At 62.6% G+C, this 23,121-nt stretch carries 21 protein-coding genes and 1 tRNA gene; 14 read left to right on the top strand and 8 right to left on the bottom strand.

Annotated features, from left to right (window positions below):
- Positions 1-7: 7 nt before the first annotated feature.
- Positions 8-775 carry an SDR family NAD(P)-dependent oxidoreductase gene (locus NKH13_RS15725; RefSeq protein WP_352912945.1) on the bottom strand — a complete coding sequence of 256 codons (768 nt, stop codon included), beginning with the start codon at positions 773-775 and terminating at the stop codon, positions 8-10.
- Between the two features lie 267 nt (positions 776-1,042).
- Between NKH13_RS15725 and NKH13_RS15720 the strand changes: the two genes are divergently transcribed.
- On the top strand, positions 1,043-1,198 hold the full coding sequence (locus NKH13_RS15720) for a hypothetical protein (protein WP_023678176.1): 156 nt from the start codon (positions 1,043-1,045) through the stop codon (positions 1,196-1,198).
- 130 nt (positions 1,199-1,328) lie between these two features.
- A complete protein-coding gene (locus NKH13_RS15715) occupies positions 1,329-2,276 on the top strand; it encodes an LLM class flavin-dependent oxidoreductase (RefSeq protein WP_352912944.1) in 948 nt (315 codons plus the stop codon).
- A 36-nt stretch (positions 2,277-2,312) separates the two neighbouring features.
- On the opposite strand, the gene NKH13_RS15710 is transcribed toward NKH13_RS15715, so the two are convergent.
- Genes NKH13_RS15710 through NKH13_RS15700 form a run of 3 tightly spaced genes read right to left on the bottom strand, consistent with a single transcriptional unit; the run spans position 2,313 to position 5,216 of the window.
- Positions 2,313-3,263 (bottom strand): dihydrodipicolinate synthase family protein, encoded by a 951-nt coding sequence (locus NKH13_RS15710; RefSeq protein WP_352912943.1) that lies wholly within the window; start codon positions 3,261-3,263, stop codon positions 2,313-2,315.
- Complete coding sequence (locus NKH13_RS15705; RefSeq protein WP_352912942.1) at positions 3,253-4,248, bottom strand: Gfo/Idh/MocA family protein; 996 nt, start codon at positions 4,246-4,248, stop codon at positions 3,253-3,255. Before NKH13_RS15705 ends, NKH13_RS15710 begins: the two co-directional genes overlap by 11 nt.
- Positions 4,245-5,216 (bottom strand): Gfo/Idh/MocA family protein, encoded by a 972-nt coding sequence (locus tag NKH13_RS15700; protein ID WP_352912941.1) that lies wholly within the window; start codon positions 5,214-5,216, stop codon positions 4,245-4,247. The genes NKH13_RS15705 and NKH13_RS15700 overlap by 4 nt, the downstream gene beginning before the upstream one ends.
- Positions 5,217-5,316: 100 nt before the next feature.
- Here NKH13_RS15700 and NKH13_RS15695 point away from each other — a divergent pair, with 100 nt between their 5' ends.
- The 7 genes from NKH13_RS15695 (at position 5,317) to NKH13_RS15665 (ending at position 12,482) form a co-directional block, all read left to right on the top strand.
- Positions 5,317-6,030: a FadR/GntR family transcriptional regulator gene (locus tag NKH13_RS15695; RefSeq protein WP_352669398.1), complete on the top strand. Its 714-nt coding sequence runs from the start codon at positions 5,317-5,319 to the stop codon at positions 6,028-6,030.
- Positions 6,031-6,062: 32 nt separating this feature from the next.
- Complete coding sequence (locus tag NKH13_RS15690; RefSeq protein WP_352718397.1) at positions 6,063-7,643, top strand: ABC transporter substrate-binding protein; 1,581 nt, start codon at positions 6,063-6,065, stop codon at positions 7,641-7,643.
- Between the two features lie 66 nt (positions 7,644-7,709).
- The gene (locus NKH13_RS15685; protein ID WP_352718394.1) at positions 7,710-8,669 is read left to right on the top strand and encodes an ABC transporter permease; all 960 of its coding nucleotides are present in this window, start codon (positions 7,710-7,712) and stop codon (positions 8,667-8,669) included.
- A complete protein-coding gene (locus NKH13_RS15680) occupies positions 8,669-9,571 on the top strand; it encodes an ABC transporter permease (protein WP_352718392.1) in 903 nt (300 codons plus the stop codon). Before NKH13_RS15685 ends, NKH13_RS15680 begins: the two co-directional genes overlap by 1 nt.
- An 18-nt stretch (positions 9,572-9,589) precedes the next feature.
- Positions 9,590-10,507 carry a dihydrodipicolinate synthase family protein gene (locus NKH13_RS15675; RefSeq protein WP_352912940.1) on the top strand — a complete coding sequence of 306 codons (918 nt, stop codon included), beginning with the start codon at positions 9,590-9,592 and terminating at the stop codon, positions 10,505-10,507.
- Positions 10,504-11,514 (top strand): ABC transporter ATP-binding protein, encoded by a 1,011-nt coding sequence (locus tag NKH13_RS15670; RefSeq protein ID WP_352718531.1) that lies wholly within the window; start codon positions 10,504-10,506, stop codon positions 11,512-11,514. The genes NKH13_RS15675 and NKH13_RS15670 overlap by 4 nt, the downstream gene beginning before the upstream one ends.
- The gene (locus NKH13_RS15665; protein ID WP_352912939.1) at positions 11,514-12,482 is read left to right on the top strand and encodes an ABC transporter ATP-binding protein; all 969 of its coding nucleotides are present in this window, start codon (positions 11,514-11,516) and stop codon (positions 12,480-12,482) included. Before NKH13_RS15670 ends, NKH13_RS15665 begins: the two co-directional genes overlap by 1 nt.
- A 16-nt stretch (positions 12,483-12,498) precedes the next feature.
- Here the strand turns inward: NKH13_RS15665 and NKH13_RS15660 are convergent, their stop codons facing one another.
- From NKH13_RS15660 to NKH13_RS15650, 3 genes are all read right to left on the bottom strand, one after another.
- Positions 12,499-12,891: an HAD family hydrolase gene (locus NKH13_RS15660; protein ID WP_352912938.1), complete on the bottom strand. Its 393-nt coding sequence runs from the start codon at positions 12,889-12,891 to the stop codon at positions 12,499-12,501.
- A gap of 611 nt (positions 12,892-13,502) precedes the next feature.
- The gene (locus NKH13_RS15655; protein WP_352912937.1) at positions 13,503-13,823 is read right to left on the bottom strand and encodes a DUF167 family protein; all 321 of its coding nucleotides are present in this window, start codon (positions 13,821-13,823) and stop codon (positions 13,503-13,505) included.
- A gap of 13 nt (positions 13,824-13,836) precedes the next feature.
- Entirely contained in the window at positions 13,837-14,127 is a 291-nt protein-coding gene (locus tag NKH13_RS15650) for a YggT family protein (RefSeq protein WP_023678162.1), read from the bottom strand.
- A 164-nt stretch (positions 14,128-14,291) separates the two neighbouring features.
- On the opposite strand from NKH13_RS15650, the gene NKH13_RS15645 reads away from it, so the two are divergent.
- From NKH13_RS15645 to NKH13_RS15630, 4 genes are all read left to right on the top strand, one after another.
- A tRNA-Ala gene (locus tag NKH13_RS15645) sits at positions 14,292-14,367 on the top strand.
- Between the two features lie 171 nt (positions 14,368-14,538).
- The gene (locus NKH13_RS15640) at positions 14,539-14,997 is read left to right on the top strand and encodes a hypothetical protein (protein WP_352912936.1); all 459 of its coding nucleotides are present in this window, start codon (positions 14,539-14,541) and stop codon (positions 14,995-14,997) included.
- 121 nt (positions 14,998-15,118) lie between these two features.
- The gene (locus tag NKH13_RS15635) at positions 15,119-18,331 is read left to right on the top strand and encodes an AfsR/SARP family transcriptional regulator (protein ID WP_352912935.1); all 3,213 of its coding nucleotides are present in this window, start codon (positions 15,119-15,121) and stop codon (positions 18,329-18,331) included.
- A gap of 92 nt (positions 18,332-18,423) precedes the next feature.
- A complete protein-coding gene (locus NKH13_RS15630; protein ID WP_352912934.1) occupies positions 18,424-19,893 on the top strand; it encodes an LGFP repeat-containing protein in 1,470 nt (489 codons plus the stop codon).
- A gap of 381 nt (positions 19,894-20,274) precedes the next feature.
- Here the strand turns inward: NKH13_RS15630 and NKH13_RS15625 are convergent, their stop codons facing one another.
- Positions 20,275-22,323 (bottom strand): M3 family metallopeptidase, encoded by a 2,049-nt coding sequence (locus tag NKH13_RS15625; RefSeq protein ID WP_352912933.1) that lies wholly within the window; start codon positions 22,321-22,323, stop codon positions 20,275-20,277.
- A 216-nt stretch (positions 22,324-22,539) separates the two neighbouring features.
- On the opposite strand from NKH13_RS15625, the gene NKH13_RS15620 reads away from it, so the two are divergent.
- Complete coding sequence (locus tag NKH13_RS15620) at positions 22,540-22,968, top strand: hypothetical protein (RefSeq protein ID WP_352718372.1); 429 nt, start codon at positions 22,540-22,542, stop codon at positions 22,966-22,968.
- Positions 22,969-23,121: the final 153 nt, after the last annotated feature.

Here is a 23,121-nt window from a genome sequence, read left to right as displayed (position 1 = left end):
TCGCCTTTCACATCGCGGTGAAGCCGTTGTCGACGAACAGATGGGCGCCGTTGACGAAGCTGGCCTCGTCGCTGGCCAGGAACAGGGCTGCCTTCGCGACCTCTTCCGGCTCGCCGATCCGTCCTTGTTGCGCCGCCATTGCCGCGTCGGAGACATCGACGCCGAGTTTGTCGAGATCGGCGACCTCGCGCAGGCCATGCGGTGTCCTGATGAAGCCTGGACAGACCGCATTGCAGCGGATGTTGCGGTCGCGGAACTCGACGGCAATGGCGCGCGCGAACATGTGGCAGGCACCCTTGGTAGTGTCGTAAAGCACCTCCATCGGCGTTGCCGCCACCGCCGAGATCGACGAGGTGCAGACGATGGAACCGCCGCCGGCGGCGATCATGCCGGGCAGCACGGCGCGCGTCATCAGGAACATCGAACGCACATTGACGGCATGCAGCCAGTCCCATTCCTGCAGCGTGGTCTCCAGGAAGGGCTTGATGACGATGGTGCCGGCGTGGTTGAACAGAACCGTGACCGGGCCGAATTTTTCCGTCGCGCCCGTCACCGCCGCTTCGACCTGCGCCTCATCCGATACGTCGGCGACCCAGTGCTCGGCGACATGGCCGCGTTCCCTGATTGCCGCTGAGGTGGCGGCAGCCGCTTCGCCGTTGCGGTCGATGATCGCCACCTTGGCGCCCTCGGCCGCGAAAAGCTCCGAGGCCGCACCGCCCATGCCCGTCGCGCCGCCCGAAATGATGGCGACCTTGCCGGCCAGTCTTGTGCCCATCTTTTGCTCCCTGCTGCCTTGCCGTGACGTCCCGGCTTTCCGCTGAAGCAGCGATGCTATCCTTCGTCCATTGGATCGCCAAGGAGCCACAGACACGTGGACCTGACATTTTCTGCCGTCATCCCGGCGTGCCTCAAAAGGCAGCGCTAAGCAGTAAAAGCACTAAGTTGTCCGCCGTTTGGAGAAAATTGTTCTAAGGATCGCGCGAAAATAGCACTCGACAAAGTCTACTGATTTTATAGATTAAGCGCCGAGACGGAGGTCGATATGTCCTATAGCCAGAACGCTCAGACTGCCCGCAAAGGCCAAAGGCTGGGTTCCGACCAGGTGTGGCGGCCGGCCTACGCCGGCGCTTTCGCCTATCTCGTCTTTGCCCTTGCGTTTGTATTCACCGGGGCAGTGGTACTGGGGCTGATCCCCTGATTGTCAAGGCTCTGATCATCGAGGCTTCCTCGGGATAGCGGCCTGCCGTTTGCAGAAATTCCGGAGTTGATGAACCGAATGCCGGTGCGCTTTTGCGCGCCCTGATTCCAACGTGATGGAGGAGATGGCAATGCCGATCGAGTTCACGCATGTTCCCGGTAAGATCCACGCTGCCGACGCCAGCTTTTTCTATGACTTTGTCGAGACCGCGACGAAGCTGTCACTGATCGAGGATGCCGGATTCCAGAGGATCGTCATCGACGACCAGGCCGGGCTGCTGACCAATATGGACCTTGCCGCCCAGACGCTGGACCGTACCTCCTCCCTGGAGGTCGTGCTCACGCATTGGGCGGGCGTGATCGAACCAACCGTGGCGGCGCGGCAGCTTGCTGCCCTCGACCAGAGAAGCGGTGGCCGGCTGTCGCTCAGGATGCTCAGCGAGCCGCTGAGCGACGACGATGCCGAGGCACGTCCGGCCGGCCATACGGTGGTCTGGCAACGCATCGACGAATATCTGGTGCTGCTGAAGCGGTTGTGGTCGAACGACAGGCCGTTCGACCATGAAGGCGCCTTTTACAGCGTCAAAGGCGGCTATGTGCCGCACAAGGGGCCGCATGGTGCCGACGTGACCATCCGCATGGGCGGGCAGTCGGGCACCGCGCTCAGGGTCGCGGGCAGGCATGCGGATGTGTTCGAGCTGGCGCCGGGCTCGCTTGCAGAAATCCGCCAGTCAATGGAGCGCGTACGCGGCGCTGCCGCCGAACACGGTCGGGCCGGCAAGCTGCGGTTCGCGCTTCCCGTCCGGATCCGTTCGGAAGACAAACCGGCCGCCTCCTGCCAGAAGGTGGTCGAACTTGCCGAGCCGCCGGCGCAGGTCGCGCTGTCGCTGCTTTCCTACGCCGCTTTGGGGATCAAGGAGTTCATGATCGTCGGCGTCGACAGGCCGCGCGAGATTGCGACTGCCGGCCGCGAGGCGATTGCACTGCTGCGCAACTCGCTGGCATGGCGCGAGGCGGATGCCCCTGCGTCAGGGACGTTTGCGTCACGCGCGATACCGGGCCCGCGAGCCGAGTGCTGAAGAGCCACCGTCGTCACGCACCTTGGCTGACGGACCCTACCACCATTCCGGGAAAGCCGCGTGAGCGGCCCTGGCCAGCGTCGGGATTTCCTGATCGGGAACGGAGCTGTAGGGCCAGAGCAGTCGCGGGCCGAGCGGCGCCCAGCCGCCGGCCGCCGCCATCGCCTTGTCGAGTGCTGCATCGCCGACATCGTAACGGGTGCGAAACGGTAGGACATGTGTGGCGAGGAAGGCCTGTATGCGGGCCTCGACCTCGGCAGCGGCGGCCGTGTCGGTGCGGATCATTTGCCACCATCGTACCGCGCCCTTCGGGTTGAGGCAGGCAACGTTGGAATAGCTGCCATGGGCCCCTCCAGCATAGCCTGTTGCCAGCGTGTGGCCGGGGACGAAGACGGAAAATCCGTCCAGTTTGCGACGCATATCGGCATACCAGCCGGCGTCGCCGCCCGGCAGCTTGGCGCCGACCAGCGATGTCACGGCCGCACGCAGCCTGGCGATGGCGTCGAGCGTCAGGCGGCGCTTGGCGTGCGGCGGGTTGTAGAGCACCAGGGGCGTCTCGGGCGCAGCTTCGCAGAGGCCGCCGGCAAAGCGCATGATCTCGTCGTCACTGGGCGGCCACCAGTCGGGCAAGGTGAATTGAGCCGCCGTCGGGCGAAGTGCGGCGACCCGCGTCAGCCGCTCCAGCGCGACGCGCGGATTGGACTGGCTGATGCCGATCTGGAAAGGAAGGCGCGCGCGGCCGGCTATGGTTGCGACCAACTCACAAAGCCGGTCAAATTCGGGCTCGGTCTGGCAATGGAATTCGCAGGCCGTGCCATTGGAATAGACGCCGTCGACGCCTGAGGCGCAGAGCCGGGCGATCGTCTCTTCCGTCGCCTGCCAGTCGATCGCTCCGCGATGGTCGATGGCCAGCATCACTGCGCCCCAGACGCCGCGCGGCGCGTGTGCGGGCAAGCAGGCCAGGTGGTTGTTAAGGTCAGCGTGCACCGGCGATCTCGTGTTCGCGGCGGGTTTCGTTCGACGCAAAGGCAGCCTCGATAATGGCGATGATCTTGCGTGCATAGATACCGTCGACCGGCACCGGCGTGTCGTCGGCAATGGCATCGCGCATTGCGCTCCATTCGCGCACCAGCGCGTTATGCATCCAGTTCGGCTCAAAGGAACCGGGCAGCTCGGTCCAGACCGTCTCGCGGCCAAGCATCGTGCCGCGATCCATGTCGATGCGCAGCGTTCCCCGCTCGCAGACCAGATCCATGGCGTAGGTGGTGGCGCCGGTGCGATAGCCGACGCTCTGCACCTGGCCGATGCCGCCGCCGGCGAAACGCAATCCAAGCAGGGCGCTGTCGTCTGCTTCCTGGTCATGGAACTTGGCGCCGAGCATGCCGCTCACCGACACGACATCGTCATCCATTAGCCAGACGAGGCGGTCGAGCGCGTGGATGCCGGCCGTCAACAGCATGCCGCCGCCGGTCGTCTTGCGCAGATGCCAATCGCGGCGATTGTGCTCCATCCACAGCTTGATGATCCAGCTCGATCCGGCGAGCGGCCGGCCAAGCGCTCCTTCCTCCAGCTTTTCTCTGGCAGCCATGCAGGGCAGGGCGAAATGCATGAGGTGGGCGACCATCAGCTTGACGCCGCTCTCGGCCACGGCGGCATTGATCGCATCGCAGGCGGCCGCCGTCGGCGCCATCGGTTTTTCGAGCAGGATATGCTTGCCGGCCTTTGCAGCGCCGATGGCCATTTCGGCATGGAGATGGTGCGGGCTGGCAATGAGGACCGCGTCGACCTCCTTGTCGTCCAGCAGCCTTCGCCAGTCCGCGTAGCCGCGGCCGCCATGTTCGACGGTGAATTGCTGCAGCGCATCGGCATTTCCACGAGAGGCGGCAACGAGACGAATGCCTCCAACCTCACGGATTGCCCGCGCATGGGCTGCGCCGAAATCGCCGGCGCCGATAATGCCTATTCCAATCATCGTCCTGCCTTTTCATAAGCGGCGTCGATCAGCGACACCGCCGCAACATAATCCTCGATGGACGCGGACGGAGGCGCGTTTCTCGCCAGCCGGTCAAGCGTATCGCGCATGAACAGACGATAGCGCGTTGCCGGCAGCTCGACCGGCAAGTCGACGATTGCCGCATCGTCGAGCGTTGCGCAGATGGCATGGTCGCCATGATCGACCAGGGTCGCATTGGCACTGACGATGCGCCACTCGAAGTCACCGCCGGGGCGCATCGAAGCAAAGGTGTAGCCGGCCTCGACGATGAACAGCGCTCCGGCCTCGTCTTCCAGCACCAGAAGTACGTGATCCTCGACCGGGCCGGGATGGATGCGGTTCGCGATCGAAACGCTTTTCAGGCCGAGCTTGCCGGTTGCGAGGCTGAGTGCCGCGTCGACGCCGTGTATGCCGAGATTCCTCAACGCACCCCCGCCACCAACCGCCGGGTCGAGGACCCAGGCGACACCGTCGGCGATGTAGCGTTGCGGCGGGCCATTGACCAGCCGGAATTGGCAATGTGCCACTGCACCGGCGCGATCTTGCCGGCGCAGCCGTTCAAATGCCGTGACGGCCGGTCCGAAACGGTTGGGCAGGGGAACAGCGACAAAAGCCTGCTGCTGTCTGGCAATCTCGCGCAGCGCTATCAGTTCCCTCGTATGGCTGGCCGCCGGCTTCTCCAGGATCAGCGGTATCCCTGCCTCGATGATCGCGCGTGCCCGCGCCGGCACCATCGAAGGGTGCCCCATCAACAGGATCACATCCGGCGGGCTGGAGAGTATCTCCGCGAAATCTTCGATAAACGGCAGGTCGCGGTTCGCGGCGAACGCATGCGCTTGGCCAGGATCCTCGTCCCAGATGCCGGCGATCTCCGCACCGTAAAAGCGTGCGGCGTCGAGGTGCATTTCGGCGTGCCAGTGGCTCGAGCCGGCGAGGGCAATCTTCATTCGGAGGCAGCAGGTTTGTTATGGGCTTGCAGGATATCCTACAAGTAGCTATACGACAAGCGGCGGGCAGGCTAATCCGGCGGACGATGAAAGCAGTGGGATGGCGGAATTGAAGTCGATCGAACCGTTGAGCAGACCGCCGCTCCTTCACGTCACCGTGCAGGAAAGCCTCAGGGCCTATATCGAAAGCAACCAGCTCAAGGCCGGCGATCCCTTGCCGCCGGAGACGTTCCTGGCGCAGCGGCTCGGCGTCGGCCGCAACTCCGTGCGGGAAGCCATCAAGGCGCTGGAATCGATCGGCATCCTGGAGACGCGACGCGGCATCGGCGTGTTCGTCAAGGAGTTCTCGTTCAAGCCGCTGCTGGATAACCTGGCATACGGTTTGCAGGATTCGCTGCGCGACGTCGAAGAGCTGCGCGAAATCCGTCGCGTGCTGGAAACCGGCCTCATCGCCAAGACGATCGAGATGATCAGCGCCGAGGACATCGAGGCGCTGCGCCAGTTGACCGAGCGCATGCGGCAACGTGCCGAGCGCCATGAGAGCTTCGCCGAAGAGGACCAGCAATTCCATCAGCTGCTGTTCCGCTGCCAGAACAATCACATGCTGAGCGCGCTGATCGACATCTTCTGGATAGCGTTCAACAAGGCCTCGAATTTCACCAATCTCGACAATCCGACGCCGCTGGCGACATGGCGCGACCATCACGAGATCGTCGAGGCTGTCGCCGCCAAGGATGTCGACCAGGCGCGTGGGCGGCTCGACGACCATTACCGGGGAATCCAGCAGGTTATCGCCAAAAACCGAGCAAGCTGAAGAACAACCTGACTATGCCAAGGGAGGAAACCATGCGCATCAGGACTATCGCATTCTCAGTCGCCGGGCTGCTGCTCGCCAGCATTGCCCCATTGACCAGTGTCCAGGCACAAAGCGCCAAGACCATTGCGGGCGGCTTCGACGTCGGCCCCGGCGGTTTTCCCAAGAACTTCAACCCGCTGGTCGCGACGGGCGGCTACACCTGGCTCAGCACCTATTTTGAACCGCTGGTCATCTACAATGCCGGGCTAACCGATATCGAAGGCGACCTCGCCAAGGACTACAAGATCAGCGACGACCAGCTGAGCTATACGTTCAACCTGGTCAACGAGACCTGGCATGACGGCAAACCGTTCACCTCGAAGGACGTCAAGTTCACCCTCGAGCTTGCCAAGAACAAGGCCTCCGGCAGCCTGTTTGCCGCCCGCCTCGCCAACATCGCCTCGGTCGATGCACCGGATGACCACACCGCAGTGGTGAAGCTATCGAAACCGAACGGCTCGTTTCTATCGATCCTCTCGCAGCTGATGATCCTGCCGGAGCATGCCCTGGCCGCTCTGCCGCCGGAATCGCTGGCGACAAGCACCTGGTGGTCGACCGCTCCGGTCGGCACCGGCCCGTTCAAGTTCAAACGCTACGTGACCGACCAATACGTTGAACTGGCAGCCGATGACGATTATCGCGGCGGCAAGCCGAAGGTAGACGTGCTCATCAACCGCTATTTCGAGTCGCCGGCGGCGGCCGTCGCCGCGCTCCGCGCCGGCGAGATCCAGTTCACCTATGTCGAGCCCGACGATGCGGCATCGTTCAAGAGCGACAGCAATTTCAAGGTGATCGAAGGTGCCTCCTATGTGGTCAACTATATCGGCCTGAACCAGAAGGTCGACCTGTTTAGGGATATCCGTGTCCGCCAGGCGATTATGTATGCGATCGACCGCAACGCGATCATAGACAGCCTCTATGGCGGTGCCGCCAAGCCGGCCAATTGCGGCTATGTCGCGCCGCATCTGGTTCCCGCAGGCCTCGAACCCTATGCTTACGATCCGGTAAAGGCCAAGGCGCTGCTGGCCGAGGCGGGCTGGGACAAGATCAACGGCGACAAGCCGATCACCTTGCTGACCTATTACGGCTCGCCACAAGCGGCCAATGTGATGGCCGCTGTCCAGTCGATGCTGGCCGAGGTCGGCATCAATGTGGTGCCGCGGGTTGTCGATACGCCGACCTATAACGGCATCGTCTACAAGGAAGGCACGCCGGACTGGAACGCATTTCCGATGGTCTATGCCGGCCTGCAGAACGGCCCCAATCCAGCCGGCCTCAATCCCGGGCTCAACAAGTCGCAGATCCCGCCGGCAGGCTTCAACACCATGCGTATCGAGTTCGACGACCTGAGCACCGCGTTGGACGCCGCGCTCGGCCAGACCGATCCGGCCAAGCTCGACGCCTCCTGGCAGGAGGTCTGCAAGGTGATGAACAAGGAGCTGCCCTGGGCGACGTTGTGGGTGGCCAACCGCTATGGCGTGGCCTCCAACAAGCTGCGTGACTTCGTCTGGACGCCGGCGCCGGGCGGCGGCCCCTACGCAGCTCACCCCGAGCGCTGGGACATCCAGTAAGAACCCCGCAACCAAGCGAGCAGGCGGGACCACTTTGGCGCCGCCTGCCACCGCCACGGAAAGCCCATGTTGAGCTTCATCGCCCGCCGCAGCGCCACAGGATTGCTGATGCTGGTCGCGCTCAGCGTCCTCATCTTCATCCTGTTGCGGCTGGCGCCGGGCGATCCGATCGACGCCTACATCAATCCCTCTGTGCCGATGTCGGCTTCCGACCTCGAGGGCCTGCGCGAACGGCTCGGGCTCGATCGGCCGCTTCCCGTGCAATATCTCGCCTGGCTGCGTGCGGCGCTGAGCGGTGACTTCGGCTATTCGATCCAGCGCAGCGGCGTTGCCGTGCTGCCACTGGTCATGGATCGCATCGGCCCGACCGCGCTGCTGATGGGCACGGGCCTGGCGATCGCCATCGTGCTCGGCATTTCCGCCGGCATTTTCAGCGCGGTGCGCCGCAACGAACCGTCTGACATCGCGCTGTCGGTGCTGTCGTTCATCGGCATCTCCAGCCCGGCTTTCCTGACGGCGCTGCTTGGCCTCTATTTCTTCTCGGTGCTGCTGCGCTGGGCGCCGTCCGGCGGCATGCAGACTGCCGGTGCGCCGTTCTCGGCGACGGATGTGCTTGCGCACCTCGTCCTGCCCGCCTGCCTGCTGTCCATCGGCCATGCCGCGCTGATCATGCGTTACATGCGCGCCTCGCTGCTGGAAGTGCTCAACCAGGATTACGTGCGGACGGCGCGTGCCAAGGGCGTGCGCGAGTTCTGGGTGATCATCAAGCACGCGACCCGCAATGCGCTCTTGCCAGTCATTACCCTGATCGGCTCGACCGTCGGTATCGCCATCGGCGGTGCCATCTTCCTGGAAAGCGTGTTTAACTGGCCGGGCATGGGACTGCTTCTGGTCAACGCCGTCGGCACCCGCGATTACCCGGTGATTATGGGCGCCACCCTGGTGATCGGCGTTTGCGTCATCCTGGTCAACCTCTTGACCGACGTCGTCTATGCCGTCGTCGACCCGCGCATTCAGGTGGCTTGATGGCAATCACCGCGCCGGACCCATCGGTCGACCCGGCCGCCGTGTCGAAAACCAAAGGCCCGCTTCGCCGCGCGTTCGACCGCTTTTTTGAAAACCGTGCGGCGCGCGCCGGGCTTTTGATCGTCATTCCAGTCCTGCTGGCGGTTTCGACCTATCCTCTGTGGTGGCCGTTCGGCCCGAACGCCATCGACCTCAGGGCGATGAACAAGGCGCCGTCCGCCATTCATTGGCTGGGCAGCGATGGCGTCGGGCGTGATGTCATGGCCCGGTTGCTGCAAGGCGGGCGGATCTCACTGCTGGTTGCCATCTGTTCGGTCGCTATCTCGACCGTCATCGGCTTCCTGGTCGGCGCCGTCGCCAGCTTTGGCGGGCGTCTCGTCGACGGAATGGTGATGCGCCTGGTCGATCTGGCGATGACGCTGCCGCCGGTGATCTTCCTGCTAGTGCTGGCTTCGATTGCCGGCACCGGCATCGCCCCGACCATCCTGGTGATCTCGCTGCTCTCCTGGCCGGTGCTGTCGCGCATGGTGCGTGCCCGGCTGCTCGAACTGCGCGAGCGCGACTTCGTCGTCGCCGCCCGCGGCATGGGGGCGGGGCTGCCGCATCTGCTGTTCCGGCACGGCCTGCCCAACTGCATCGATATCCTGGTCGTCTACGCCACCTTGCAGATCGCCAACGCCATCCTGCTCGAGGCCGGCCTGTCCTTCCTCGGCCTTGGCATCGCGCCGCCCGAAGCCAGCTGGGGCAACATGCTCAATCTCGCCCGCTCCACCGTCGTGCTCGAACAATACCCGTGGCAATGGATGTTCCCCGGCGCCGCACTGGTGCTCACCGTGCTCGCCATCAATTTCATTGGCGACGGCTTGCGCGACGCATTCGACCCTCGTTCCGATCTCAACTGACCTCAAAGGTTCATCAAAATGCCCCTGTTTACCGGCGTCGTGCCGCCTGTCGTTACTCCGCTCAATTCCGACTTCAGCATCGATTTTGCGTCGTTCACCCGGACGATCGAAAACCTGCTCGACGGCGGCGTTCACGGGCTGTTCGTGCTCGGCTCGACCAGCGAGGTGGTCTTCCATGACGAGGCCGGCCGCAGGGCCATCATCGAGCACGCGGTGAAGGTCAATAACGGCCGGGTTCCGATCTTCGTCGGGGTGATCGATCCGACGACCGATCGTGTCATCAACCACGCCCGCATCGCCAGATCGGCCGGCGCCGACGCCATCGTCGTCACCGCGCCGTTTTATACCCGCACCAGCCAGTCGGAGATCGGCGATCACTTCCGCTATATCAAGGATGCGATCGACATTCCGGTCATCGCCTACGATATCCCGGTCTGCGTTCACATCAAGCTGGAGCGCAAGACCACGGTCGGCCTCGCCAGGGAAGGCGCCATCGCGGGCATCAAGGATTCCAGCGGCGATGACGGCAATCTGCGTTACGTGCTCAAGGACATGGCCGATGACCCGGGTTTCTTCGGCATGACCGGCTCCGAGATCCTGGTCGACAGCGTGCTGGCCATGGGTGCGCATGGCGTCGTGCCGGGCCTCGCCAATGTCGACCCGCATGGTTACGTCAGGCTGTGGAAGCTGATGCAGGCCGGCCAGCATGCCGAGGCCCGGGTGGAACAGGAGCGGCTTTTAAAGCTGTTCGAGATCGTCTGGATATCGCTTGGCAGGACAAGCGCCGGCACGGCCGGCGTCGGCGCCTTCAAGGCAGCGATGAAGAGCCTCGGCATCATCGCCTCGAACACCATGGCGCGGCCGCAACGCAGCCTGAACGAGGAGGAAACCGCGAAGATCGACATGATCCTTCGCGATGTGGGGCTGCTCCGCTGAGTGTCGCGCCGATCCTCTCGATTTCCGGCCTGCGCGCGGTGTTCCGCATTGCGGGGCGCGACATCGCGGCGGTAGCGGACGTCGACCTGACGATCGGCTCCGGCGAGACGGTGGCGCTCGTCGGCGAATCCGGATCCGGCAAATCCGTCACCAGCCTGTCGATCATCGGCCTGTTGCCGAAAAGGGTCGGACATATTGCTGAGGGATCGATCGCGCTACGGAGCAAGAGCGGCACGGTCACCGAGCTGACCAGCCTCGATGGCGAGTCGTTGCGCAAGATACGCGGCAACGAGATCGGCATGGTCTTCCAGGAGCCGATGACCAGCCTCAACCCGGTCTACACGATCGGCGAGCAGATCGCCGAACCGATCCGCATCCATCTCGGCAAATCGCACCGCGAGGCAGAAGCAGACGCTGTGCGGCTGCTGGAGCAGGTCGGCATTCCCGATCCGAAGCGGCGGGCGCGGCAGTATCCGCACGAGCTGTCAGGCGGGATGCGCCAGCGCGCCACTATCGCCATGGCCCTGTCCTGCGATCCAGGCTTGCTGATCGCCGACGAGCCGACGACCGCGTTGGACGTCACTATCCAGGCCCAGATTCTCGATCTTTTGGCCGAGCTGCAGGCGCAGCGCGGCATGGGCATCCTGTTCGTCACTCACAATCTCGGCCTCGTAGCCGAAATCGCCGACCGGGTAGCGGTGATGTATGCCGGGCGTATCGTCGAAACAGGTCCGGTGAGCGAAGTGTTCACCCGTCCGCGTCATCCCTATACCGCGGGGTTGATGCGCTCGGTGCCGCGGCTCGGCCAGGCCACGGCGCTGAAGGCGGCGGGAACGCCGCTGCCGACCATTGCCGGCAATGTTCCCTCGCTCGCCTTGCTGCCCAAGGGCTGTTCGTTCGCGCCGCGTTGCCCGATGGCTATCGCTGCCTGCCGCGCCGCGGTCCCGCCATTGTTTGCGGCGACGCCGACCCAGCAAAGCCGCTGCCTGCGTTGGGAGGAGCTTTGATGGTGGACGCCCCCTTCCTTTCGGTCAAAAACCTGACCAAGCATTTTGCGCCGACAGCGTTCTCGCGTGGCCCGGTGGTCAGGGCGCTGGACGATATTTCCTTTGATGTCGCGCGCGGCCAGGTGGTCGGCCTGGTTGGCGAATCCGGCTCCGGCAAGACCACGATCGGCCGCTCGGTGCTGCGTCTGATCGAGCCGACATCCGGCCAAATCAGCTATGACGGCACCGACATCACCAGGCTGGGTGCCGCCCAGTTGCGCCGCCAGCGCCGCAAGATGCAGTATATTTTTCAGGACCCCTTCGCCAGCCTGTCGCCGCGCATGACGATCGGGCAGATCCTCACCGAAGGCCTGGACATTCAAGGCATTGGCAAGAAGTCCGAGCGGCGGGCGAAGGCCGAGAAGGCGCTTGCCGCGGTCGAGTTGCCGGTCGACGCCTATGACCGCTACGCCCATGAATTCTCGGGTGGCCAGCGCCAGCGCATCGGCATCGCCCGTGCGCTGACGCTCGAGCCGGAATTCATCGTCGCCGACGAGCCGGTCTCGGCACTCGACGTCTCGATCCAGGCGCAAATCATCAATTTGTTGCGCGACCTGCAGCTCCGGCTCGGCCTGACCATGCTGTTCATTTCGCACGATCTGGCCGTCGTCGAGTACATCTGCGACACGGTCATCGTGCTCTATCTCGGGCGCATCATGGAGGTTGCGCCGGCGGCCGAACTCTATGCCCGGCCGCAGCATCCCTACACGCGCGCGCTGCTGTCAGCCATTCCGTCGCTCGATCCGCTGGCCAGGCAAGGCCGGCAGGTGCTCAAAGGCGATATTCCCAGTCCGGCGAACCCGCCGTCGGGCTGTGTTTTCCGGACCCGTTGCCCGTTTGCGCTGGAGGCTTGCGCCGGGGCTGTGCCGCCGCTGAGGGCGACAGCCGAGGGCCATCTGAAGGCCTGCATCCGCGACGACATCGCTTAGGTTTTCTGCCCTCTGCCTACGGGAGAACTTGGGCGAGATGGACAAGGTCGTCGGTCACGAAGTCCCAGCTCTCAAGAGGCGAGAGATCGGTCGTCTGCGCCGGGCCATGCTCTCTTGGCCGAGCAACAAAGGCGGTTCCGATACCGCACCTTCGTGCCGCGGCCAGGTCGTTATTATGCGCGGCGACTAACACGGCCTCCGAAGGTCGCACCCCCAGGATCTCCACTGCGCGGAGATAAGCCTGTGGCGCAGGCTTGTAGGTGCCGAACACATCCGAGCCAAGGACGGTGTCCCAAGGCAGGCCGGCGCGCTTGGCCATATCCAGTAACAGCCGGGTATTGCCCCCCGAAAGGGCGCGATGATGAAGCGTTCCTTCAGCCTCGCAAGGCCTTTCAGCGAATCGGGCCACGGCTCCAGCCGGTGCCAGGCGAGATTGAGTTCCTCAAGTTCGGTGGCTGGCAGCGCGGATGGGGTCAGCCCGAACTGGATGAGAGTGGCGTCCAGATTCTCCCGGTTGATCACGTCGAGTGAAACAAAAGGCCGGTGCCCTGTCCGCACCGCCTCGGTCGAGGCGTCATAGCGCAACGCCCACGCATCGGCGAATTCACCCAGGATCGACCTGCTGTGCACCATTTCGCGCTAGGAAGGCGCCGGCCTCCCTTGCGATACCGCTGCGCCAGTCAACGACGGTTCCCAGAACATCGAAGAATAGGACTCGAGTAGTGGTCATATTGAGCTTCCCGGTCGGGGTTGCGGTGCGTGTCCTGCCGCATCGGTCGCGATAGGACGGATCGGCCTCGTCGAGCTGCTGATCAGATAATCGAGATGTTTAAAAGCCTGTCGCGACGGTGGTTCCCCGACCTCATTGAAACGACGTCGACGCCAACCCATATGCAATCCGCGTCGGATGTTTCCTCCCATTCGTCCGGCGCGTTCCCCTCTGAAGGTTTTCGACCTTCATATCTGGCCGGGCTTTGCAGCCCGGCCTTTTTTCTGCGGGGGTGGGTGAGCGAGCCGAGATCATGGGCCAGGCGTGCCCAGCGTATCGATGCGTTTCGCCAGCGCCGCGGGATCGCCAACCACGCGCAGCGTCTTCAACCGCGCGGTGTCGCCAGCGACGATCGAGACCGCTGAAGCGGCCACGCCAAGCGCCTTGGCGACCAGCCTTTCCAGCGCTCGATTGGCGGCCCCGTTTTCCGGCACGGCGCGGACGCGGGCTTTTAAATAGCTTCGCCCATCCGCCGATGTCTCGATCCCCTCCAGCCTGTCCATCGCCGCTTTCGGCGTCAGCCGGACGAACAGGTCGATGCCGTCGGTGCGCGTGCGGAACGGCGCGCTCATGGGACGCCTGAACTCAGACGACCAGCGAAAGCACGGTGGTGAGCAGGAACTGCCGGATGAAGAACAGGATCAGCAGCAGGATGATCGGCGAGATGTCGATGCCGCCGAGATCGGGCATGAAGCGGCGGATCGGCCGCAGCGCCGGCTCCGTCAGCCGATAGAGCATGTTGCTGATGGTATCGACGAACTGGTTGCGGGAGTTGACGACGTTGAAGGCGTAGAGCCAGGAAAATATCGCCGAGGCGATGATGATCCACCAGTAAAGGTCAAGCGCCATGACAATGGTCTGAATGAGGGCGATCATGCCGGTCTCCGATTGTTGCCGACATGTAGCCACTGTGGGGGAAAGCGGCAAGAGCCGCCTTCCGCCGCATGGCGAAGCCGGACCAACGGCCGAACGGCATTTCGGCAGCAAGCGCAGCCTTGACAGGAAACCGCAGCGGCCGATAAAAGCCCCATCCGCTGGACGGGGCTGTAGCTCAGCTGGGAGAGCGCGTCGTTCGCAATGACGAGGTCAGGAGTTCGATCCTCCTCAGCTCCACCAGCGGATTTTTCGAATCCCTTGCCTGCTTGCATGCCGAAGACCCGCTCATCGCCGGGTGGATTCACATCGGCGACGTAAAGGTCCTCTACACCAGTAGAGTATGCGGCCTATTGCCACTGCGCCTCATCCTTGCCAGACTTGGCCCGTCTTCAAAACCGAGGGGAATTCACTATGACCAGCACGACAAGACGTGATTTTGTAGGTCTTACAGGAGTGGCAGCGACTGCCCTGGTCGGTGCTGTTGCAACACGAGCTACCGCTGCTGAAACCGACGTATCGCCATCGTTCGACGAGGCTCTTCAAGAGTACAGTCAAAACAACACAGAAAGGACTAGATCAAAGCTGGCGATCTATGTGGTGCTTTCTCATCTGCACGCCAGCCTCGAGGAGGAATTTAGTGACCTTGGGCTAGAGCTGCCTTTAGGAAAAAAGGCCTTGCCATCGAATCTGCCGGCCAATTTCGAGGACGCGCAGGTTGCACCCCTTCCTTGGCTCTTCAAGCCCTCGGAAGTTACCGACCAGGAACGAAACGGCTATGCGACGATTGCAATGCGAATGAACGCAGTGATGGCAAGACACACCGCCGACGTGAGTATCGGGGTTTCGCATATCATGTCACACAAGGGATAACCGCGACCCTTGCCGGCGAGCACGGCACGTCAGGCGAGCACAACGCCGGCCGGCGATTTGTTGTTGCGGGCGAATCGATTACCTGTTTTCGCGAGGCGACTGCGCTGCGAGAGTCCTCACAATGGATAAATCCTTCCGGGACGCGCCGCGCGAGATAGCAAAGCTCTCGGCACCCCGGCCAGTGGGAATTGTCAGCCGTCCGCGCGTAGTGGCGCTGCTCTCGCAGGCCCTCGACAGCGGTGCATGCTGGCTGGCGGCGCCTGGTGGATACGGCAAGACCACCGCGGTGATCGACTTTCTGGAACAAGGCGGGCTGGAACACGGCGGGCTGAAGCAAGGCGAATCGGCGTACAACTGGTATCGCGTCGACACCGAGGACCAGGACGTTGCGCGCCTTTTCCACTATCTGACGCTGTCGCTCGACGGCAGGCATGCCGGCATGCCCGTCTTCGGTCCGGAATATGCCGACAATTCCGACGATTTCGCGCGGCTGTTCTTCCGCACCTATTTCTCGCGGCTTGATCCCGGCACGATCCTGGTCCTCGACGATCTGCATCGTGCCGACGCGCCAGGCTTCCGCCGGACGCTGGCGATCCTGTTGCGCGAACGCCCCAACACCATCCGCTGCATCTGCACATCGCGGATGCTGCCCGAGGGCGATGTCGCCGACCTCGTGCTGTCGGGACAGTTGCCGGTCCTCAACCAAACGCTGCTGGAGTTTTCGCCTGCGGAGGCACGCAACCTCGTCGCCGCCCGCTCGCAATCGCCGTCCGAGGTCGGCGACATTTCGGAGGCGCGCGGCTGGGCGGTGGGCCTTCTCCTGCTGGCCAACGCCGGAATGTACTACCCGCTTTCGCAGACCGGCCTTGCCGGAGGCGCCGGCCTTCGGGAGATTGTCGGACGTTATTTCCTGCGCGACATCGCGCCGGAGGACCAGGATCTGCTTATCAGGCTCAACCTTCTGCCGGAGATCAGCACGGAGCTTGCCGATGCGTTCCTGGGCTCGCCGCAGGCTGCTCGCCTGCTGGAGCGGCTGCAGCATCGCCAGCTGCTGATCACGCGCGACGGTCCGGGCGGCGCCGCCTTCCAGCTGCATGACTTGTTGCGCGAATACCTTGCCGGCCTGCTGGACTGGCGCGTGACGGAAGCGGACCGTTCCAGGCTGCGCGAGCAGGCAGCAAAGGTCCTGCACGAGGCAGGCAAAACCGACGCGGCAATCTTGCTGGCGTTGCAGGCGAGCGCCTGGCCGCTGGCACGCCAGCTCATTCTGGAGTGCGCTAACGGCGTTCTCTCGCAAGGGCGCCGGGCCAGCTTCGTCGAATGGTGCAACAGGCTGCCGTCCGACCAGATGGACGGGTGGGTCCATTATTGGCTGGGCGTTGCCTTCGCATCGGACGATGCGAAGGCCGAACCGCACTTCTCCAAGGCATGGCAAGCATTCGAGAACACCGACATGCGCGGCCAATGCCTGACCGTCGCGCGGGCGGTCGTGGTCAAGACCGCCAGCTGGCGTACGCATGAGGGGCTGGCGGAGTGGACGCGCCGAGCCTCACAGCTTCTTGCCAAGGGATTGCCGGATTTGGATCCGGAGGAACTCATGATGGTCAGGCTCGGCATCCTGCGGGCCATCGATTTCGCCGAACCTGGCGAATTCGAAGCCCACGACGCGAAGCGCCTCGTGAATGATATCCAGCAGCGCCTGATACGTCTGCCGATCGAGGATTCGGTCGAGTTGCGCCTGCTGGCAAGCGAAGCGCTCATCGACTACGCGACCTCGTCGGGGCAGCGCGACATTTTTGCCAATGCCGTGGACAGCGTTGCCGCCGATCTCGAACATCCGGATATCCCGCCGCTGGTGCTCGGCATGTGGCTGGTGTCCTTTGGCTCGGCCAGCGGCCGTTACTTCCCCTATTCGCGGCGCGGCTTTGTCTACGACTCGGCCGAGGATGCCTTGCGACGAGCCACGACCATAGGGGAGCAACATGCCTTGCGGGGCGTCGAGTTCAGCGCCCTCTATCAGCTTCAATTGCTGATGAAGCTTCACAACAACTTCTCGGAGTTCAATGCGCTGGTTTCCCGCCTGGGCGAGATTGCGGACAGCAGGTTCACAACCCAGGTCGCGGTGGTCGCCGATTGCCATGCGGCGATGCACACGCGCAATGGCGACTTCGATAAGGCCTATCTCGACTGCGATGTCTTCATGGATGCCATCGAGCGGGCGAACGAGCCGATGATCGAACGCTGGCCGCATTACGTCACCAAATACCAGGTTCTGCTGGCCGATCGGCGTCCGGCGGAGGCCATTGCGCTACTTCAGGAAATCGTCGAAAGGCTGAGCGGCGGCCCCCGCCAGCGTGTCGAACTGAGCATTCTGGCCGCCCAGGCCCTGGAGCAGAAGTGGAACGGCGGCGCGCCCTATGGCGCTCGTCTGGCTGAATTCATGGAGGCGTTGCGCGAGGTAAACCCCTCCGCAATCCTGCTCAACCTGCCGGACTTATTGGCCGATCTGGTCGCCGACGCGCTGGAGCGAAAGATCGACATCGATCTCTGCCGCCGCGTCGTTCGGGCGCGATATCTGGTCCCGCCCGCTGGCCGACCCGCCCAGTGGCCTTGGCCGCTCAGGATCCACTTGATGGGAGGCTTCCGCCTCGAGATCGATGGCGCCGAGGTCGCGCCCGGTGCCAAACCTACCCGCGCGCTCGACATATTGCGCATTATCTGCCTGTCGAGGGACCAGGTCTGTTCTGTGGAAACCCTGCAGGATTGGCTCTGGCCCGACCTCGACGGCGACCAGGCCAGAGCGGCCTTGGAGCAGGCGCTACATCGTTTGCGCAAGTTGCTCGGGCAAGGCGAACTCGTAACGCTGAGAGAAGGCCGTTTGCGGCTCGCTGCCGACAAGGTCTGGATCGATCTGCAGGATTGGGAAGACCGGCTGAAACGCGTCCTGTCGGGCCGAAGAGACAGCGCAATCGAGGAGCAGGAGATGCTGCTGGAAGGCTTTGTCGGCCCGCTTTTCTCGAATGGCCCGACGCCCGCCTGGTCGAACGCCGCGGCCGACCGGGTGCGGGACGGGTTTGTGGAGCTTGCCGTGCGGATCGCCAAACACTGGCAGAGCCAAGGCAACGCGGATCGGGCACGCCAGGCGTGCCGGCGTGCCCTCGATTTCTACCCGGAATCGGCCAAACTCCATGGCACGCTCATCCAGGAGAGCCTCTCCAGGAACGACCATGCCGGCGCCATCGAGGATTACCGGCGCTATGAACGCGCGCTCGCTTCGACCGGCGATGACGAGCCCTCGCCTTTGCTGCGTTCGCTCGTGCGCCCGTTTCTCTAGACCGGTTCATCGTTTCACGGAAACGCCGAACCGCTCTATCTCTTATTTTTGCGCAATCCCGGACGGAAAACCGTTTCACACTTTTCCTGGAATTGCTCTGGCGCAGCTCGGAACTCCGTAAGCCGTCCGTAAGTCGCGGTCTGGGAACCTCGGCCCGTCGATCACAACCGATCGCCGGAGGCCTGAAGCCCCCGATACCAACACTCACAGGAAGGAAAAAGGTCATGCCGTATACTGCCAGAGCAACTTCGAGAGTGCGTGCCGGCGCCGCCCGCGCTGGAGCCACAAGACTTTCCGATCAGCTCAGGATCGGGCCTTGGTCGCTCCTCTCGCCGGAAGCCGTCATACAGCAAAAGTACAACTCCCTTGGAGGCGCCGGCTTCGCTGAGATCGACCGGAAGGACACTGGAAAAGCCTGGTATCTCAAGAATGGCTTATGCATTTGCTACAACGATGCCATGCACAACGCCTTTGAGATCCATGGCGAAATCTATAGGAAATGGATCGCACTTGGCGGTCTCGCGTGGGGGATTCCCTGCACCGACGAAACCGGAACTCCCGACGGCGTCGGCCGATACAATCACTTCAACAACAACACTGCCTCAATCTACTGGACGCCGAATACCGGTGCTCAAGCGATTTGGGGGGCAATTCGCGGCAAATGGGCAGCAATGGGCTGGGAGCGCTCTGTTCTCGGCTATCCGGTCACCGACGAAACCGGAACTCCCGACGGCGTCGGGCGCTACAACCATTTTGCCAACGCCGGCTCGATCTACTGGACGCCGAACACAGGAGCCAACGTGGTTTACGGCGACATTCGAAAGAAGTGGGAAAGCTTGGGCTGGGAGCGGTCATATCTGGGGTACCCAACCACCGACGAGACCGAATTTGCCGAAGGAGGCCGCGCCAATTTGTTTGAAAACGGCGGCATATACTGGTGGCCCGACACCGGCGCGATCGACCTTCGAGATGTCGTCGTCCACTATACCGGCCTCCATTGCTTCGGCGAGACCGACTGGGATCAGGGATCGAGTGCGGATGAACCATATGTCATCGTCAGCGTGACAACGCCGCAGATCGCCGACACCAAGCGCAGCCAGGTCTACGGCGACGTCGATGCCGGAGATACAAGACCCGACCTTATGGAAATCTATCGAGGCAAGCCCTACGGCATCAATATCGGTACGGTGCTGATGGAAAACGATTTTGGCGATCCCAACAAATACAAGGACGAGGTGCAGAAGATCGTCATGGGCGTCCATACGGCCGGTACGCTTGCTTTGGGCTTCATTCCGGTAGCGGGACCTATCATTGCTGCTATCGCCGGCCCGGCCCTAGGAACCTTGATGCCATCGATCGGCGGCGCCATCAGCGATCTCTTCGACTGGGGCGATGACAGGATCGGGAGCACGACAGTGACCATCTCCGCAAAGCAGATGGTGTTGCTCGCGGCACGCACGAACAATACCACCTTCAATGGGATTGGGTTCAAAGTGGAAACACCCCTGATTTCCGGCGACGGGGCTTCCTACAAAGCCTATTTTGGCTTTGTGCCTGCCTAGGCCAATCGCCCCGGCAAAAAGCTTGCCGGGACAATCAACTTACCAGCCCCGCCTTTCCGTTGGCGGGGCTGACAGTTCGCGACTGAGAGATTTATTTCCGTAGCGGTCGTCGCAAGGCTCGGTCCAGATGCGGCAGCGCCGATCAGCATAGCGGGCAAGCTGTCGTTGCCATCCCCCGCACAGCCCGTAGCGCCGCCATCAACCCGGCTCCTTCGGCCGGAACGATGGAGACCGCATTAAGGCAGTCACCTCAACGACGCGGCCGCAGCCAACGAGGCCGAGCGGGACCGGCGGAAACCGGATCAGGCGGTGCGCAACCCGACGCCATGACAGCCGACATCAATCAGATGGAAAGAGAACGGTGACAAGAGCGGGCATGCATCACACCAGCCCGCGCTTGGCCATCATCGCTTCCGGGGAAGGCATCTTGCCGCGGAAGGCGGTGTAGAGTTCTTCCGGGTCCTTTGAGCCGCCGGCGGCGTAGATGTTCTTGCGCAACCGCTCGGCCAGCGCCGGGTTGAAGGGATCGCCTGTTTCCTCGAAGGCGGCGAAAGCGTCGGCGTCGAGAACTTCCGACCACATGTAGGAATAGTAGCCGGCCGAATAGCCATCGCCGGCAAAGATATGGCCGAAATGCGGGGTGCGGTGACGCATGGCGATGGTGTCGGGCATGTTGAGCCCTTCGAGCGTTTCGGTTTCGAAACCAAGCGGCTCTTGCGGCGCATCCCGCCGCGCATGGTAGGCCATGTCGACCAAGGCCGAGGCGGTGAACTCGACCGTGGCGAAGCCGGCGCCGAAAGTGCGCGCCGCCAGCATCTTGTCGACCAGCGCCTTTGGCATCGGCTTGCCGGTCTTGACATGCAGCGCATGCCTTTCCAGCACTGCCGGCACCGTCAGCCAGTGTTCGTAGAGCTGCGAGGGCAGCTCGACGAAATCGCGGCTGACCGAGGTGCCAGCGACCGATGGCCAGGTAACGTCGGTGAGCATGCCGTGCAGCGCATGGCCGAATTCGTGGAACAGGGTCTTGGCCTCGTCAACCGATAGCAACGCTGCCTCACCGGCCGGCGGCTTGGCGAAATTCATGATGTTGTAGATGACCGGCTTGGAGCCATCGCCAAGCTTGTAGCCGGATTTCAGCGCGCTCATCCAGGCGCCGGAGCGCTTCGAGGGTCGCGCGAAATAATCGGCAAGGAACAGGCCGCGCTCGCTGCCGTCGGCATTCTTCACCACGAAAACCCGAGCGTCCGGGTGCCAGGTGGCAATGCCCTTCTTTTCCTCGAAAGAAATGCCGAACAATCGCGTTGCAACGTCGAAACAGGCCTCGATGATGCGGTCGAGCTGCAGATACGGCTTCAGCTCGGCCTCGTCGAAGGCGAATTTCTCTGCGCGCAGCTTCTCCTGATAGAAGCGCCAGTCCCAGGCGGCGAATCTCTCGTTGCTGCCGGCCTCGGCCGCCAGCCGCTGCAATCCGGCCTGGTCGCTTGCGGCCTTTTCCACCGCCTTTTCCCAGACCGGATCGAGCAGCGCGTGCACCGCCTCCGGCGTCTTGGCCATGGTATCGTCGAGCTTCAATGCGGCGTAGGAAGGATAGCCGAGCAGCTTCGCCTTCTCGGCGCGCAGGCGCAGCATGTCGCGCACCACTTCCGTGTTGTCGGTAGCGCCGCCATTCTGACCACGCATGATGAAGGCGCGGAACGCTGTCTCGCGCAGGTCGCGGCGTTCTGAGAAGGTCGAGAACGGCTCGTAGATCGAACGCGACAAAGTGACCGCGTAGCGGCCCTTCTGGCCGCGCATCTCGGCGGCTTCCGCCATCGAGCTTTTCAGGAATTCCGGCAGGCCGGCAAGGTCAGCCTCATCGAGGAACAGCGCCCAGTCGCGCTCGTCGGCAAGCACGTTCTGGCCGAAATTGGTGCCGAGCGACGACAATTCCTCGTTGATCGAGGCGAGCCGCTTCTTGCCTTCGGCGTCGAGCCTGGCGCCGGAGCGGACGAAGTTTTTCCAGGTCTTTTCCAAGACTCGCAGCGTTTCGGCATCGAGCTTCAAGGCATCGCGGCGCTGATAGAGATCGTCGATGCGGGCAAACAGCCGCTCGTTCATCGAAATCGCCGAGAAATGCCGCGACATCTTTGGCGAGATGTCGCGCTCCAGCGCCTGGATCGCCTCATTGGTGTGGGCGCCGGCGCGGCACCAGAAGATCGAGGAGACATGGTCGAGCGCCTCGCCGGCAAGCTCAAGTGCGGCAAGCGTGTTTTCGATCGTCGGCGTCCGGGTGTTGCCGGCAATCGCCTCGATCTCGGCTTCATGCGCCTTCAGGGCGGCGTCGAAGACCCGAGAAAAATCGCCATCGCCGATGCGCGTGAAATCGGGCAGGCCGAGCGGCCCTTGCCATGCGGTCAGCGGATGGGCGGCGAGGTCGACGGTGGACGGCATGGACAAACTTTCGCTGAGTGGGAGGTGGATCGTCACCGATGTAAGGCGGCGGCCGGCTCCACGCAACAGCGCCTGGTAGTGCTAAAGCGTGGCCACATGGTGCTGCGAGTATCGTTCGAGCCGAATTCAATGCCTACCAAGATATTATCTTGTAACATGCATTTTATTTCGACGGAGGCTTCCACTCGCATCCTGACACCATCCAAAGGAACCTTAATGAGAGTAGAATTCCATGGCCTCACCTTCGACCTGCCTGCCGGATGGGTAGACATAGCCGGCGATCTTCCTGAGGGATCGCCACCTACCTTAGCCAAAGAAACGGACGGCTGCGGCGCGATTCAATTCTCAATTGCGAAGTATCGTGGCGGAGAAAAACCAAACGTAGACTTTAACGCTCTGAGAACGTTTATGCTCCAGTTTTGTCAGAATAATTCCATAGATGCAGGGAATATCACAAAGAACGAGTCCGAAAGCATAATCTCTGTTGGCGTATTGTCCGACACCGATGATCAATTGTTGTCTGCCTGGTATTTGTCGAATGGGAATGATGTTGTATTCATGACATACCTTGGTATGGCTAATGATACAGATTGCCTGAAAGAATTGGACGTTGCCCGAGCAATCGTGTCGTCTATATCGTTTTAGAGACCTCGATATTGGGTGGAATTACGGGAACTACGATGACAGTGCGCTTTCTAGGTCGTGAACCCATAAATGGGAATGAGGGAGATGGGTGAAAAGCGATCGTTGCGTCGTTTGACAGATCGCGCATATTGTCGAGGAATGACTGAACTCGCA

This window comes from Mesorhizobium sp. M1348, from assembly GCF_040317925.1.
Taxonomy (GTDB): domain Bacteria; phylum Pseudomonadota; class Alphaproteobacteria; order Rhizobiales; family Rhizobiaceae; genus Mesorhizobium.
Note: the sequence above shows the minus strand (reverse complement) of the source record. Positions and strands in the feature narration are given on the sequence as shown.

Excerpts from the sequence above, each read along its gene's own strand:
- NKH13_RS15640 (WP_352912936.1), top strand. The coding sequence starts at position 14,539 with ATGACCAGCACGACAAGACGTGATTTTGTAGGTCTTACAGGAGTGGCA.
- NKH13_RS15635 (WP_352912935.1), top strand. The coding sequence starts at position 15,119 with ATGGATAAATCCTTCCGGGACGCGCCGCGCGAGATAGCAAAGCTCTCG.
- NKH13_RS15680 (WP_352718392.1), top strand. The coding sequence starts at position 8,669 with ATGGCAATCACCGCGCCGGACCCATCGGTCGACCCGGCCGCCGTGTCG.
- NKH13_RS15625 (WP_352912933.1), bottom strand. The coding sequence starts at position 22,323 with ATGCCGTCCACCGTCGACCTCGCCGCCCATCCGCTGACCGCATGGCAA.
- NKH13_RS15725 (WP_352912945.1), bottom strand. The coding sequence starts at position 775 with ATGGGCACAAGACTGGCCGGCAAGGTCGCCATCATTTCGGGCGGCGCG.
- NKH13_RS15705 (WP_352912942.1), bottom strand. The coding sequence starts at position 4,248 with ATGATTGGAATAGGCATTATCGGCGCCGGCGATTTCGGCGCAGCCCAT.
- NKH13_RS15690 (WP_352718397.1), top strand. The coding sequence starts at position 6,063 with ATGCGCATCAGGACTATCGCATTCTCAGTCGCCGGGCTGCTGCTCGCC.
- NKH13_RS15715 (WP_352912944.1), top strand. The coding sequence starts at position 1,329 with ATGCCGATCGAGTTCACGCATGTTCCCGGTAAGATCCACGCTGCCGAC.
- NKH13_RS15675 (WP_352912940.1), top strand. The coding sequence starts at position 9,590 with ATGCCCCTGTTTACCGGCGTCGTGCCGCCTGTCGTTACTCCGCTCAAT.
- NKH13_RS15655 (WP_352912937.1), bottom strand. The coding sequence starts at position 13,823 with ATGAGCGCGCCGTTCCGCACGCGCACCGACGGCATCGACCTGTTCGTC.
- NKH13_RS15650 (WP_023678162.1), bottom strand. The coding sequence starts at position 14,127 with ATGATCGCCCTCATTCAGACCATTGTCATGGCGCTTGACCTTTACTGG.
- NKH13_RS15695 (WP_352669398.1), top strand. The coding sequence starts at position 5,317 with ATGGCGGAATTGAAGTCGATCGAACCGTTGAGCAGACCGCCGCTCCTT.
- NKH13_RS15720 (WP_023678176.1), top strand. The coding sequence starts at position 1,043 with ATGTCCTATAGCCAGAACGCTCAGACTGCCCGCAAAGGCCAAAGGCTG.
- NKH13_RS15620 (WP_352718372.1), top strand. The coding sequence starts at position 22,540 with ATGAGAGTAGAATTCCATGGCCTCACCTTCGACCTGCCTGCCGGATGG.
- NKH13_RS15685 (WP_352718394.1), top strand. The coding sequence starts at position 7,710 with ATGTTGAGCTTCATCGCCCGCCGCAGCGCCACAGGATTGCTGATGCTG.
- NKH13_RS15700 (WP_352912941.1), bottom strand. The coding sequence starts at position 5,216 with ATGAAGATTGCCCTCGCCGGCTCGAGCCACTGGCACGCCGAAATGCAC.
- NKH13_RS15665 (WP_352912939.1), top strand. The coding sequence starts at position 11,514 with ATGGTGGACGCCCCCTTCCTTTCGGTCAAAAACCTGACCAAGCATTTT.